Raw genomic sequence first — 13,618 nt, forward strand, 5'->3', positions numbered from 1 at the left:
CTACTTCACGCCATCGGGTACAAAAACGTATCCCAAACCCCACACGGTTTGAATATAACGTGGATTGGCGGCATCGTCCTCAATCATCCGGCGTAAGCGCGACACTTGAACATCAATGCTGCGCTCCAGCGCACTGTAATCACGGCCTCGCGCTAAGTTCATCAACTTATCACGGCTGAGCGGCTCTCGAGGGTGGCTAACCAATGCTTTAAGCACCGCGAACTCACCACTGGTGAGCGAAATCGTCTCATCACCGTGTTGCATTTCTCGGGTTGCCAAGTTGAGTGTGAAGTCACCAAAACTGACTTCGTTTTCTTCCGCCGCGGGAGCCCCTGGGACCTCTTTGGCGCGACGGCGCAATATTGCTTTAATCCGTGCCAATAACTCCCTGGGGTTGAAAGGCTTAGGAATATAATCATCCGCCCCTAACTCCAAACCGATGATTCTATCCACTTCATCGCCTTTGGCGGTCAGCATAACAATGGGGATTTCATTTTCTTTTTGCCTCAGACGACGACAAATCGATAAACCGTCTTCGCCCGGAAGCATCAGGTCGAGTACCATTAGGTGGAAATTCTCTCGCTCAATTAAGCGATCCATTTGCTCGGAATTGGCGGCGCTTCTGACAATGAACCCTTGCTCAACCAAGTAACGTTCAAGCAAACTGCGTAAGCGCATATCATCATCAACAACTAGTACTTTAGTGGTTTCGTTTCCCATTTACTTTCTTCTATTTATAAGTCTGAAAAAGTGATTAGCTTGCTGTTACAGCGTAAATTAAGTAACCGCTGTGCATACTTTCAGCATGGTAATATTATTATTCTTAAATATAATTGAATTTCACTACTTTAGACACCATACATTGATACTAGATTGTTACCGAACATTACAAGACATTTAACACCAACCATGGCCTTATGAAGACAAATTTAATCACCCCAGAAGGTTATCGTCAGTTGCAGCAAGAGCATGACCACTTATGGTTTGAAAAGCGCCCTGAAATCACCAAAATTGTGAATTGGGCAGCCAGCCTAGGCGATCGCTCTGAAAACGCCGATTACACCTTCAATAAACGCCTACTGCGGCAAATCGACCGCCGAGTGCGCTTTTTGCGTAAGCGTTTACCTGAGCTGAAAGTGGTCGCCTACGATCGTCAGCAAGAAGGCAAAGTCTTTTTTGGTGCTTGGGTTGAAGTGGAAAGTGAAGCCGGCGAAGTGCGACAATTTCGCATTGTTGGTCCTGATGAAATTTATGACCGCAACGACTACATCTCCATCGATGCCCCAATGGCAAGGGCGCTGTTAGGTAAACAGGTCGATGATGAAGTCGTCGTCCGCTCTCCACAAGGCGAACGACTTTGGTTTATCAATCAAATCGAATATCGTAGCGACACAGATCAGTGATACTATATTAGCCAGTAATTAGCTCGCGGCACCTTGGTAAGCCAGCCTCATCAGGTTAGGTTAGTGCCACACGGCCATAAAACAGTTATAAGAGATTATAAGGATTTTGCATGAGCAATATCGCACAACGTTTAGCAACGGAATTGAATGCTAAAGAGCAACAAGTAACCGCTGCTGTTACCTTGCTAGACGAAGGGGCCACAGTGCCATTTATTGCCCGCTACCGTAAAGAAGTAACGGGTGGCTTAGACGACACACAGCTGCGTTTGCTAGAACAGCGCCTAAGCTATTTACGTGAGCTGGATGAGCGCCGTGAATTTATTCTTAAAACCATTGATGAGCAGGGCAAACTGAGTAGCGAGCTGAGCGCTGAGATCAATGCTGCAGAGAGTAAAACTGAGCTTGAAGACTTGTACTTACCCTACAAACCCAAGCGCCGCACCAAGGGCCAAATCGCCATTGAAGCAGGGCTTGAGCCGCTGGCGGATGCCTTGTTTGCCGATCCTAATCTTAACCCGGAACAGCAGGCTTTAGCTTTTGTTAACGCCGATGCCGGAGTTGCAGACAGCAAAGCGGCCTTGGATGGTGCTAAGTTTATCCTGATGGAGCGTTTTGCCGAAGACGCTAAATTATTAGCCAAGCTCCGTCAGCACTTAAAACTTAACGCCCAACTCGAAGCCAAAGTGGTTGCAGGCAAAGAAGAGAGTGGCAACAAGTACCGTGATTATTTTGAACACAACGAATTATTAAGCAAAGTGCCTTCGCATCGCGCTTTGGCTATGCTCAGAGCGCGCAATGAAGGCGTACTGCAGCTTAACATCAATCCAGAACCCAGTGCTCAGGATGCGGCGCAGTTTTGTGCTCAAATGATTGCGGATCACTACCAACTTGCGGTATCAGGTTGTGCGGCCAGTGACTGGTTAATGAGCGTAGTACAATGGGCTTGGAAAATTAAGATCGCCTTACACCTCGAAAACGAGTTTTTGGCCGCCATGCGTGAACGTGCAGAGCGCGATGCCATTGATGTCTTTGCCAAAAACTTAAAAGACCTGCTGATGGCCGCACCAGCTGGTGCAAAGGTGACCATGGGTATAGACCCTGGACTACGTACAGGCTGCAAGGTTGCCATTGTCGATGCCACAGGAAAGCTGGTAGCAACCAGTACTATCCACCCTCATGCACCGCAAAATCAGTGGGATAAATCACTGAAGACACTTGAACAAATGTGTCGCCAATATAAAGTCGAGCTGATTGCTATCGGCAATGGTACTGCTTCGCGTGAAACCGATAAATTGGCCGCTGAACTATTGAAAAATGCCGCTGAGCTTAAATTAAACAAAGTCATGGTCAGTGAAGCCGGAGCGTCGGTGTATTCGGCGTCTGAGTTTGCCGCCAATGAGTTTCCAGATCTTGATGTCTCTTTACGCGGTGCCGTATCGATCGCCAGAAGACTGCAAGACCCTCTGGCTGAGCTGGTTAAGATTGAACCTAAGTCTATTGGCGTAGGGCAATACCAACATGATGTTTCACAGAGTCAATTAGGGCAATCACTGACTGCAGTTGTTGAGGATTGTGTGAACTCAGTAGGTGTTGACGTGAACACCGCTTCTGTTCCTTTGCTTACTCGCGTGTCGGGTTTAAACAAAACATTAGCCAGTAACATTGTGAAATACCGTGATGAGCACGGCTCATTTGCAAACCGCAAGGCACTAAAGAAAGTCGAAAGACTGGGTCCTAAGGCCTTTGAGCAAGCCGCTGGTTTCTTGCGTATTAGCAATGGCAGCGATCCGCTGGATGCTTCAGCAGTGCACCCTGAAGCCTACCCGGTGGTAAAAGCCATGTGTGAAAAGCAGAATATTGCCGTGTCTGGCATACTAGGTAACTCAGAGGTGTTAAATGCACTGGTTGCCAATGACTATGTTACCGATAAGTTTGGCTTGCCTACCGTTAATGACATCATCAAAGAGCTCGATAAACCTGGCCGCGACCCGCGTCCTGAGTTCAAAACAGCGCAATTCAAAGCTGGCGTTGAGACTATCAATGACCTAAAAGTGGGAATGGTGCTAGAGGGCGTAGTATCGAATGTGGCAAACTTTGGCGCGTTCGTAGACGTTGGCGTCCACCAAGATGGTCTCGTCCATATTTCGGCACTCACCGATAAGTTTATCTCTGATCCTCGAGATGTGGTTAAGGCAGGTGATATTGTTAAAGTAAAAGTTATTGAGGTTGACGTACCCCGTAAACGCATCAGCTTTACCATGCGACTGCATGACGAAGTTAATCCAGCGGCATCGCACAAACCCAACCAGAAACCGGCCAAAGGTAAACAAGGTAATAAAGCGGCTAAGCAAAAGTCTCGCGATAATGGCAATGCTGCCATGGGGAACGCGTTCGCCGAAGCCTTTGCAAAATTGAAAAAATAGCACTGGTATAAAACAAGCAAAGAAAAGCGCGGCTAACGTCGCGCTTTTCGGTTGTTGGGGTTTTAACTCGTTGCTATGTAGCGACTCGCGGAGGAAAAGCCGCTGCTCCGGTTAAATTTCTACGGAAAGCGACGCCGGTTTATTCGGTGCCGCTACTTGATAATAGAAGTCAGAGATCCGTAACGCTCTGGCTTGAATTTCAGGATCGGGTTCAATGGGCATGGCAATGGCATGCGGATCCGCATCTTGCTTTAGCTTAGCCTGCTCACCTTCGCTCTCGGCTGCTGCTTGCTCACCACTCAAACGTCGCGTTTGAATGCTCTGCACCCGCTTTGGTTTGTCTTGCTCTTCACCACTGATCGATTGCTTGGCAAGCTCTGCTTGGGCGCTTGACAGCTTCTGAGTGGCATCCGCGGCAATCGCGCGGTCAGCACCAGAGGGCTCAGCAGGAGCCAAAGCAGCCGCTCTTACGGTTTGCATTTTTTCAATGGTGGCTTTTGGGTCGCCTTCGATGGGTCCAACATCAATCATTACCTCACCGCCAATGGCGTAGTTGTTGCCATCAGGACCGCGTTGATACTCATAGCTGGGGGAGCCAGCATATTGCCCTCCCACTCTAGCATGAGCTTGCTCATGTTGGCGCACTTCACGGTCTCGGGCTTTGAGCTCCTGAACTACTTGCTCGTCTTGCTCTGCCTGTTGCTGCTCCTGCTCGCTCTTTTCCTGCTGCTGACCCTGCTCTTGTTCGCCTTCGTTTTTCGCATTTACCGATTTATCTTGCTCGGCCTTACCGGTGGCATCGTATACCTTGGCCTCGTCGGCATTAGCGAAACGACCTTTATCGGCATCCGTGGAGTTTTTATTTTCTGCAAACGTAGGGTTGCTGGGCGCGGGTTTAGGTATAACTTCGCGTAGCTGGTTGTCGCGTACAGCGGTTTCGGTGTACACGTTGGCAGTGTTGAGGTTCATCGCCGGCGGGGGCGTTACAATGTTCATTACACTTTGATATCAATTAACGTTCCCAGTGCTTCGTCAGCCGTACGTATGGTCTGAACATTGGCTTTAGCATTAAACTCTTCAACTTTTAATGCCACCACAGATTCAGTCAAACTTGGCGTTTCACTCACTGGTGCAGTTGTGGCTTCATCACTGCTTGCTGCTTGTAACTGGCGTTGAGAAGCCCTTTCATCTGCGCTTTGTTGCTCAACCGCGGCACGGTTAATATCTGCACTGGCTTGGGCAATGCCCTGCGCAGCGCGGTTATAGCCGTCAATACCGTTATTTAATACATCACCTATTGGCATAGTACCACCTAGATACAGTTACACTTATTGACTAATTATTGCGCAACCAAGCAAGAAAAGAAAGTAAAAGCGGCAATTTTTTGCCGCTTTTACTTATATTAGGCACTAAATAATTGTTTTTAGAAGCGATATAAAATCATCTTTATGCGAAATAAACGGCGCGTGTGAGGCTTTCGCCATGACGTGAGCGCGAAAGTTTGCGTTAAGCTTGTGCATATCGTCGACGACCGCAGCCGGCACCAAAGAGTCTAAGCGTCCAAAAACCCCTGCCACAGGCTGCTTTAATTCACTAAAAACCACTCTTAGGTCTAATGACTGTAACATGTTAAGTCCACCAGCAAGCGCTTGTTGCTGTGGTGCTGGCAAGCTCGCGAGCAATTGCCGTAACTGCTTAATGTCTTCTCTAGCGTGTTCACTTCCCATGGCTTGGATCGCCAAAAAACGCTCTATGGTTTTATTACTATCTCGCTGTAGCTGGGTAGCAAAGTTTGCCAACACATCGGGCTTAATTCCAGGCCACTCGCTACTTTGACAAAAATAAGGAGAGGCGCATACCAGCACCACCTTACTCACTTTATGGGGGTAATGATGCGCTAAGTAGAGAGCAAATAGCCCTCCTAACGACCAACCGGCTAAAATACTGTGGTCTGGCAATTGCTCAGCCAGTTGCTCTGCGCAAGCTGTGATTGAAAAGCCACTGGTGGGGAGCGCCTCGCCACCAAAACCTGGTAAATTCAGTGCTTGTATTTGCAATGATTTATCTGTTGCCAGCGTTTGCTGACATAATTGCCAGACGGCCTTGTTCATCCCCCAGCCATGGAGGAAAACCAGCTGTTTTTGCATTTTTTACGTCTCTCTACCAAACTTGAGGGCAATGATAGCTAACCAAGGATGGAAAGCAATGACGTTATTATCTCACCTGCTTGAGCGTTGGCACTCGCGACGTTGTTTATGCTGTACTCTGCCTGTGTTGGGGGCACAATTGTGTTCTTCTTGCACTGAGCAGCTGCAGGCTTTTTCCGACTACCATATCAATCTTATTCAACACCCAGATGTTGAACGTATCGTTGCAATACCCCATTGCGATGGCTTAACCGCAGCATGCTGGTATCAGCTGCCACAAAGCCAATGGCTAAAGGGGATGAAGTTTCAGCAACAAAAGCATTGCCAATTGGCTTTGACGGCGCTGGCACAAAGGTTATGGCTGCGATTTTGTGATGAGGCACCTATTACAGCGGACATTGTTTGTTGTTTACCCTTGCATCCACAGCGTTTAATTCAGCGCGGCTACAACCAAGTTGAGCAGGCTTTTAAATGTTTGCCATTACAACCCAGTGTTTTACGACGAGATAAAAAAACACGACCGCAAAGCCGTTTGAGCTTAGCTCAGCGACAACAAAATGTAACGGCTGCGTTTTCACTTAACCAGCCACTGCAAGGTAAAAAAATAGTCTTGATCGACGATGTTATCACCACTGGGGCGACCATAGACTCAGCCGCCAAAACCTGTAAGGAAGGAGGAGCTGATATGGTGTGGGCAATGGCGCTATGCCTCACACCATATCAAGCAAAAAATTAACGTGTGGCCTTAGCAAAGAACAGCGTATTACTCAGCAGTCGGCTAGAGCCATACCAGAACCCTCTAAACACCGGGTTATCTGTCATTCCGATGGCAACGCCCTTGCCTGCCTTAGTGGCAATTAAGACGGAACTGTCAGCAATTTGCGAAACATTGGTCTTATCGGCATAGCCTGCAAGCAGGGGGGCTTTGGTATATGACAGCGCCTCAATAAAGGGCTTGCCATCAGAGTACATAAGCCAAGTGCTATTTTTGAACACCGGCAACTGACTATCTGCAAAGCCATAAGCTAACGGATGAGTTAAGTCTAAACGAGCATCAAAGATAGCACCGGCAATGCGCTGTCGTGCCGCTAGGCTATCGCGATCAGCAAACCGTAACCCTTGGCTAGTAAATTGTTCACGCATTTCATTACGCGATACCATTTTAGCGTCTAATAGCTGCTGCTCAATTAGCCACTGAGCACCACGTTTTTGACCCCAGATCACCCCACCTTTAGCGACCCAGCTATGCAGCTGCGTCTTGGCTTTGTCACTGAGATCCTTATAGTTACCATTCGCCAACAAAATATGACTGTAACGGGATAGATCCACCGCTGCTAAGTCGCTTTTTTCGATAATACTCGGTGCCAAAGCCACATGGCGGTCGAGGTGATACCATAGCTCGCCGACTTCGTATTGGCTTACCCCTTCACCACCAACAATAAGTACCTGAGGGGCTTTAAGCTGCAGCATTTGGCGTGAGCCAAAGTCTATTCCATCAGTGGTGAGACCTGAAGTAATTCCATGCACAGGAATATTAAGCTCTTGTGCAGTCGAAGTAAGTAGCTCAAACCACTCTGGGTTATCCTGAATACCACGAGCAACCACCAGCGTGCCAGCAGCAAAGTCACGCTCGCTGGCTGTTGTTTTGGCGGTAAATGGTGACATCGCCGCGGCGACTTTTACCCCTTGTTGCAACAGTCTATTGGCTAGCTGTGGTGCTAAATAGTGCTGCCAATCAATAGCATAAGCATATTTTCCTGGACTTGGAGGTAAACTCGCGATGGCCTTGCTTGGTAATACATCACTTACCTCAATACCCCAGCTGCTTTCTACTGCAGCAAAATTTAGATCAAAGGCATAAGGTAACGTCCAACCAGAAACATCATAAAAGGTGTTATCGGCAAAATTGGTTTGGGTACTAAATAACGCTTTAATTAAACGGTATTGCGGTTGCGCCAGTGGCACAAAAAGGTCGCCTTGGTGATACTCACCATCTTTGATTTCTTTGCTCTTAGTTAAGTACTGCACGTTAATATCATGCTGCTGCAGTAGCGATTTAAAAGCATCAAAGCGATAGGCATCGTTGCCTTTCGCCACCACAAAGCCATAGTTATCATCTTTACTACCAAGCTCTGTCGCCTTGGCATAAAAGTTTTGCTGATAATCTAATAATGCTTTTTTGTTGGCTAAGCCAGCTTTAAAGGTAGAAAGACTGGTCGTCACCTGATTTTTTATTGTTTCTGGAAAGGTTAACACACCATATTGGGTTTCTTGTTGGTGACCTCGGCTGCTGGCTTGTTCAAATAAAATTCCCACCGCACCGTTAACGTCGGGATAAGTCGAGCCCTTGCCATAATAAAAGTCATCGAAACTTTCTTGAGTAAAGTAAAGTTTGCCTTGAGCGTCTAAGGCATCAGCATGAAACTGGCCAATGGTATTGGTTAAGGTCACGTTTTGCTGCGGAGTAATAGGGTGCGTGCGTGACGGGATCCCAGGTTGGAAGAAATAAGTGCTGTTAGGGCCCATCTCATGGAAATCCGTTAACACATTCGGCTTCCAGTGATGAAATGCCTTAATCCGGGCTCGTGATTCAGGGTGCTGCAACAATAGCCAGTCACGGTTTAAATCAAACAGATAATGATTGGTGCGACTCGATGGCCATGATTCATTGTGTTCACGGTGAGCCGGATCGGTAGATACCGACTTACTGCGATTGCTGTTGGCCCAAGTGGCAAAGCGAGACAAGCCATCTGGGTTAAGCGCGGGATCGAGTAATATCACGGCATTATCCAGCAAGGCATCAATGGCTTTGCCCTGTGCTGCAGCAAGATAATAGGCAATTAACACCGCAGCATTACTGCCTGAAGATTCATTGCCGTGCACACTGTAACCCATCCACATCACCAAAGGCTGCTCAGTTCGTGCTTGCTCTGAGCTTAACGAGGTAATGTGCTGTTGGCGAATTTGTTCCAGCTGGGTTTGCTGCTTGCTCGAGGTGGCTCGCAATAAAACCAGAGGGCGCTGTTCGTGGCTGTAGCCTATGGTTTCGATACTGAGTCTCGGGCTTTGCGCAGCAAGGGTTTGCAAATATTGTACAATTTGACCATGGCGCAAATGCCAATCTCCCACTTGATAACCAAACGCCTGCTCAGGCGTAGTGATCGCGGGGTCAAACTGAACTTCATCATCAAAGTAATAGTCGAGTGGCTTGGCTTGCACCACGCAACTCAACAATAGTAAAAAGCTAACGATTAAGCGCATATTGATTTCCTTTAATTTTGTATACTTTTGACGCTACCAAGTACACCGGAAATTACCAAATTTTTACGTTGAACACTGGCGACAACACGATGAGGAGAGTATGATAACGATTAACCGAGTAATTTAGTCAAGTATAGAGCAAGTTATGATCCGTATTTCAGAATCTGCCCAAAGCCATTTCGCCAAGCTACTAGCCGATCAGGCTGACGGCACCAATATCAGAGTATTCGTTGTAAACCCAGGCACAGCTCAAGCAGAATGTGGCGTATCATACTGCCCAGCCGATGCCGTTGAAGAAAGCGACATTCGCTTGCCATTTAATGGCTTTGAAGCTGTGGTTGACGAAGAGAGCGCCCCTTTCTTAGAAGAAGCCGATATCGACTTTGTCACCGATAAAATGGGCAGTCAATTGACCCTTAAAGCACCTAATGCCAAAGCCCGTAAGCTGCGTGACGATGCCAGTCTAGAAGAGCGTGTTGAACACATGTTAGTGACTGAGGTTAATCCGCAACTAGCGAATCATGGTGGTCAAGTAAGTTTAGTCGAGATCACCTCGGAAGGTGTTGCAGTATTACAATTTGGCGGCGGCTGTAATGGTTGTTCTATGATTGATGTCACCTTAAAAGATGGCATTGAAAAAGAAATGATCGCTAAGTTTGATGAAATCACCGGTGTTCGTGATATTACTGAGCACTCACGCGGTGAGCATTCTTACTATTAAGCAATGAAAGCCACCATTTATCGCTTAGGGTCTCACCCTAAGCGAAGCCTTAAATTCTTTTTAAGTGGTCTCGCCCTCGTCATTACTGCTGCAGCGCTTATTTACTTTGGCTACCGTCAAACTCACTGGTTACAACTGGTTGGGTTAATTGTATTAGTGCCTGGCTTAGGGTGTGCTTTTTACGGCTACTTAGGCATTTTTGCCAACCGTTTTTCACAAGTCATCGAGGCACGAGAGCAACGCCGTCAAGCACTTAAGCAAAACGATCCTTTCGACAGCAATTAATCCAGCAACCGCTGCATTCGATATAAACGTAGATAGATCAGCGCTAAAGTCAGCCCCCGCATTGCCATAAAGCAACTCATTGCTAACCATAAGCCATGGTTATCAAACTCACGCGCCAACCACAAAGGCAAGAAAAAACCACACAATGCCGCAATCACCATGCTATTTCGCATTGCCGCCGCGCGCGTTAAACCGACGAACACGCCATCAAATAGAAAGCACGCCATAGCTACCAAAGGCAACACCATCAACCAAGGTAAGAAGGTTTCTGCATGCTGGATAACAGCAGGAATACTGGTGAGTAAGCGAATAATGAAGCCACCAGCAAAGATAAACAATAAGCAATACAGCAGCGCAAAAGCCGTGCCCCAAAACAGGCTTATTTTCACCCACATGTGCAACTGTGAGACATCCTGCTCACCTTTTGCTTTTCCTACTTTGGCTTCCGCCGCATAAGCTATGCCATCCAGTGCAAAGCTCACCAGCATTAAGAAGTTTAACAAGACTGAATTGGCAGCCAAGGTCGTTTCACCCAGCCTAGCCCCATAAAACGTCATAAAGCTAAAACACAGCTGCAATATCAACGAGCGAATAAAGATATCACGGTTTAACGAAAGCAGGCTAAGCCACTGCGCACGTGACGGCCATTTCAGAGTGAGACTAAGCTGCTGTTTTTTGGCAACCTGCAGTGTTAAATAACAGGCCAATCCCAGAGCTGCATAATCGGCAATCAAGGAAGCCCAGGCTGCGCCTGCGACTCCCCAATCAAAGCCAACCACAAATAAAATATCCAGAGCAATATTAATGCAGTTGGTAAACAGCACGAGGTAAAATGGCCCACGGCCGTAATGCATTCCCAGCATAAAACCTAGTAAAACCAAGTTAACCATGGCTGCTGGGGCACTGAAGACTCGGATCTGAAAGTAACGTTCGGCTTGCTCAAGCACTTCGCTGGATGAGTCTGATAGCTGCGCCATAACACTAATAAGTAACGGTGACAGAGCAATTAACGTAACCGCAAACATTAGCGCTATTAAAATACTCGTTAGTAATGCCCGTGCCAGTGCGGCACTGTCTTGTTGACCATGGGCTTGAGCAATTACCCCAGTGGTGCTCATTCGTAAAAAGCTAGCCAGCCAAAACAGCACTGAGATGGAGCTCGACCCTAATGCTATCCCTGCTAAATAGTGTGCTTGATCCATATGACCAATCACGGCAGTATCAACTAAACCTAACAAAGGCACGGTAATATTTGATAGTATCATTGGACCTGCAAGCAGTAAGAGGCTCACATGTTGCGCTTTATGACACTTAAGAAACTGATACATCATACTATTTTTGGCTTAGCCCTATTCTCAACGAATGTCTGGAGTGCGGTGATCTTACAGTATCATCACGTCAGTGAAAAACTCCCTGCCGTAACCAGTGTCAGTGAGGACACTTTTACAGCTCACCTTAACTACTTAAAAGACAATAACTATTCGGTAATTGCCTTGCCTGAGATGTTATCTGCTCTGCAGTCTGGGCAATCATTACCAGCAAAAACCGTTGCCATTACTTTTGACGACGGTTACAAAAATAACCTCAGTGCGGCGGCCCCCATTTTAGAGTCGTTTGGTTACCCCTACACTATTTTTGTTAACCCTAAACTCATCGATGAGCAAAAAAGCTATGTGATGAGCTGGCAAGAATTAAGAGAAGTGGCAAAAAAAGGCGCGACCATTGCGAACCATAGCGCTCAGCATGACTATTTACACCGCAAGCAAGAGGGTGAAACGCAAGCACAATGGCGTGAGCGGATCAGCCAAGATATTACTTGGTCGCAAGCACGAATAAAAGCGGAGATAGGCCATGATTACCCTTACTTGGCTTACCCTTATGGCGAGTTTAATCAGGCGCTACGAAAGTTAGTATCTGAACTGGGCATCATTGGGATTGGTCAACACTCCGGTGCGGTTGGCCCAACATCAGACTTTACTCGCTTACCCCGGTTTCCTGCTTCTGGAAATTATAGCAAGCTTGATACTCTGAAGGTGAAACTAGACACCAAAGCCTTTGCCATTGCAGAAATGGCATACGACAACAGTGTCACCAGCAATAAGCAACCGCAGATAACGCTGCATTTTAACCAGCAAGACTTTCACTCGAGTCAGTTTGCTTGTTTTGTTTCTGGTGTGGGCCAAGCCGATATCAACTGGGTAAATGAGCAGCAAGTTCAGATCACCACTCCCAAAGCTTTGCCATTGGGCCGTTCGCGCTATAACTGCACGGCCCCTTCGATATCAGAGCCTGGCCGCTACCACTGGTTCTCACAGCCTTGGGTGATAGTGAAGTAACCGTCCGCGGTTAAGGTTACTTCTTAACCGCGTTGATCATCGCTTCGGTCATGCGACCAAGCGGAATTAAGGTATCGGTTGCCCTGAGCTCAAATGCGGCTTTGGGCATGCCCCAAACAACACTGGTCAGCTCATCTTGTGCCAATGTTTTTGCCCCCGCTTCACGTAAGCTCAGCATTGCTTTGGCACCGTCACTGCCCATGCCCGTTAGCATCACCGCACAAACGTGTTTAGCAACTGGCAACAGTGAATTAAACAAAACTTCCACCGACGGCTTATGGCGGTTAACCGGCTCACCATCACTGAGACTACAAACGTAACTGCCTGCTTTTTGCTTCACACTTAAGTGGCGCCCTCCAGGAGCAATATAAACGTGCCCTGGTTTTAACACATCGCTCTCTTCTGCTTCTTTAACGGCGACAGCACAGGTGCGGTCCATACGCAGCGCAAATGACGCACTAAATACCGGCGGTATGTGTTGCGTAATAACCACAGGGGGAGCGTGAGTGGGTAGCTTCATTAGCACTTCACGGATCGCTTCAGTACCACCAGTGGAAGCGCCAATGGCAAATACGGTTGTGCGTGAGAAAGACAGCTTATCAGCAACAGGGATCTCAGCTTGTTTAGGTGGCCTGAAAGTTCTGACTCTAGCCGTTGCTGCTACTCGGACCTTTTTAACCAAAATATCGGCATACGACATCATGGTGTCGGCAACATTACTGGTGGGCTTAGAAATAAAGTCTACCGCACCGAGCTCCAATGCTTCTATGGTTGCAGGTGAGCCCTCTTGGGTTAATGTTGAAATCATCACCACAGGCATTGGTCGTAATCGCATCAGGTTTTTTAAGAAACTAATGCCATTCATTTTTGGCATTTCAATATCCAAGGTCAGGACATCTGGGTTGGTTGACTTAATCAGCTCCCTGGCTTGGAAAGGATCCTCAGCAGTACCAACAACCTCAATACCATTGGCTTGGCCTAAAATTTCTTTTAGCAAGCTCCTAATTAATGGCGAATCATCCACAATCAGTACTTTTATCAT

General features: G+C 47.3%; 13 protein-coding genes. 6 read left to right on the forward strand and 7 right to left on the reverse strand.

Annotated features, from left to right (window positions below; genetic code table 11):
• Nucleotides 1-720: an osmolarity response regulator transcription factor OmpR gene (gene ompR / locus ACNKW2_RS13095; protein ID WP_336568427.1), complete on the reverse strand. Its 720-nt coding sequence runs from the start codon at nt 718-720 to the stop codon at nt 1-3.
• 197 nt (nt 721-917) lie between these two features.
• On the opposite strand from ompR, the gene greB reads away from it, so the two are divergent.
• Together greB and ACNKW2_RS13105 are read left to right on the forward strand one after the other, a co-directional pair.
• Nucleotides 918-1,403 carry a transcription elongation factor GreB gene (gene greB / locus ACNKW2_RS13100; RefSeq protein ID WP_419148974.1) on the forward strand — a complete coding sequence of 162 codons (486 nt, stop codon included), beginning with the start codon at nt 918-920 and terminating at the stop codon, nt 1,401-1,403.
• A 110-nt stretch (nt 1,404-1,513) separates the two neighbouring features.
• A complete protein-coding gene (locus ACNKW2_RS13105) occupies nt 1,514-3,826 on the forward strand; it encodes a Tex family protein (protein WP_419148975.1) in 2,313 nt (770 codons plus the stop codon).
• Nucleotides 3,827-3,937: 111 nt separating this feature from the next.
• Here ACNKW2_RS13105 and ACNKW2_RS13110 read toward each other — a convergent pair whose 3' ends face one another.
• From ACNKW2_RS13110 to bioH, 3 genes are all read right to left on the reverse strand, one after another.
• Nucleotides 3,938-4,822, reverse strand: coding sequence for a putative metalloprotease CJM1_0395 family protein (locus tag ACNKW2_RS13110; protein WP_419148976.1), 885 nt, complete (start codon nt 4,820-4,822; stop codon nt 3,938-3,940).
• Nucleotides 4,822-5,130, reverse strand: coding sequence for a hypothetical protein (locus ACNKW2_RS13115; RefSeq protein ID WP_419148977.1), 309 nt, complete (start codon nt 5,128-5,130; stop codon nt 4,822-4,824). Before ACNKW2_RS13115 ends, ACNKW2_RS13110 begins: the two co-directional genes overlap by 1 nt.
• 105 nt (nt 5,131-5,235) lie before the next feature.
• Nucleotides 5,236-5,973: a pimeloyl-ACP methyl ester esterase BioH gene (bioH, locus tag ACNKW2_RS13120; protein WP_419148978.1), complete on the reverse strand. Its 738-nt coding sequence runs from the start codon at nt 5,971-5,973 to the stop codon at nt 5,236-5,238.
• A 58-nt stretch (nt 5,974-6,031) separates the two neighbouring features.
• On the opposite strand from bioH, the gene ACNKW2_RS13125 reads away from it, so the two are divergent.
• Nucleotides 6,032-6,709, forward strand: coding sequence for a ComF family protein (locus tag ACNKW2_RS13125; protein ID WP_419148979.1), 678 nt, complete (start codon nt 6,032-6,034; stop codon nt 6,707-6,709).
• On the opposite strand, the gene ACNKW2_RS13130 is transcribed toward ACNKW2_RS13125, so the two are convergent.
• Nucleotides 6,706-9,234, reverse strand: a complete 2,529-nt coding sequence (locus tag ACNKW2_RS13130; RefSeq protein ID WP_419148980.1) for a M14 metallopeptidase family protein — start codon at nt 9,232-9,234, stop codon at nt 6,706-6,708. The genes ACNKW2_RS13125 and ACNKW2_RS13130 overlap by 4 nt on opposite strands.
• A 145-nt stretch (nt 9,235-9,379) precedes the next feature.
• Here ACNKW2_RS13130 and nfuA point away from each other — a divergent pair, with 145 nt between their 5' ends.
• A complete protein-coding gene (nfuA, locus tag ACNKW2_RS13135; RefSeq protein WP_336568416.1) occupies nt 9,380-9,955 on the forward strand; it encodes a Fe-S biogenesis protein NfuA in 576 nt (191 codons plus the stop codon).
• Nucleotides 9,956-9,958: 3 nt separating this feature from the next.
• On the forward strand, nt 9,959-10,240 hold the full coding sequence (locus tag ACNKW2_RS13140) for a hypothetical protein (protein WP_336568414.1): 282 nt from the start codon (nt 9,959-9,961) through the stop codon (nt 10,238-10,240).
• Here ACNKW2_RS13140 and dinF read toward each other — a convergent pair.
• Nucleotides 10,237-11,568, reverse strand: a complete 1,332-nt coding sequence (dinF, locus tag ACNKW2_RS13145; protein WP_419148996.1) for an MATE family efflux transporter DinF — start codon at nt 11,566-11,568, stop codon at nt 10,237-10,239. The genes ACNKW2_RS13140 and dinF overlap by 4 nt on opposite strands.
• Between dinF and ACNKW2_RS13150 the strand changes: the two genes are divergently transcribed.
• Nucleotides 11,533-12,576: a polysaccharide deacetylase family protein gene (locus ACNKW2_RS13150; RefSeq protein ID WP_419148982.1), complete on the forward strand. Its 1,044-nt coding sequence runs from the start codon at nt 11,533-11,535 to the stop codon at nt 12,574-12,576. The two genes, dinF and ACNKW2_RS13150, sit on opposite strands and share 36 nt — an antisense overlap.
• A 16-nt stretch (nt 12,577-12,592) precedes the next feature.
• Here the strand turns inward: ACNKW2_RS13150 and ACNKW2_RS13155 are convergent, their stop codons facing one another.
• On the reverse strand, nt 12,593-13,618 hold the full coding sequence (locus ACNKW2_RS13155) for a protein-glutamate methylesterase/protein-glutamine glutaminase (protein ID WP_419148983.1): 1,026 nt from the start codon (nt 13,616-13,618) through the stop codon (nt 12,593-12,595).

Source organism: Pseudoalteromonas 'SMAR', from assembly GCF_048515945.1.
In the GTDB taxonomy this organism is placed as follows: Bacteria; Pseudomonadota; Gammaproteobacteria; order Enterobacterales; family Alteromonadaceae; genus Pseudoalteromonas.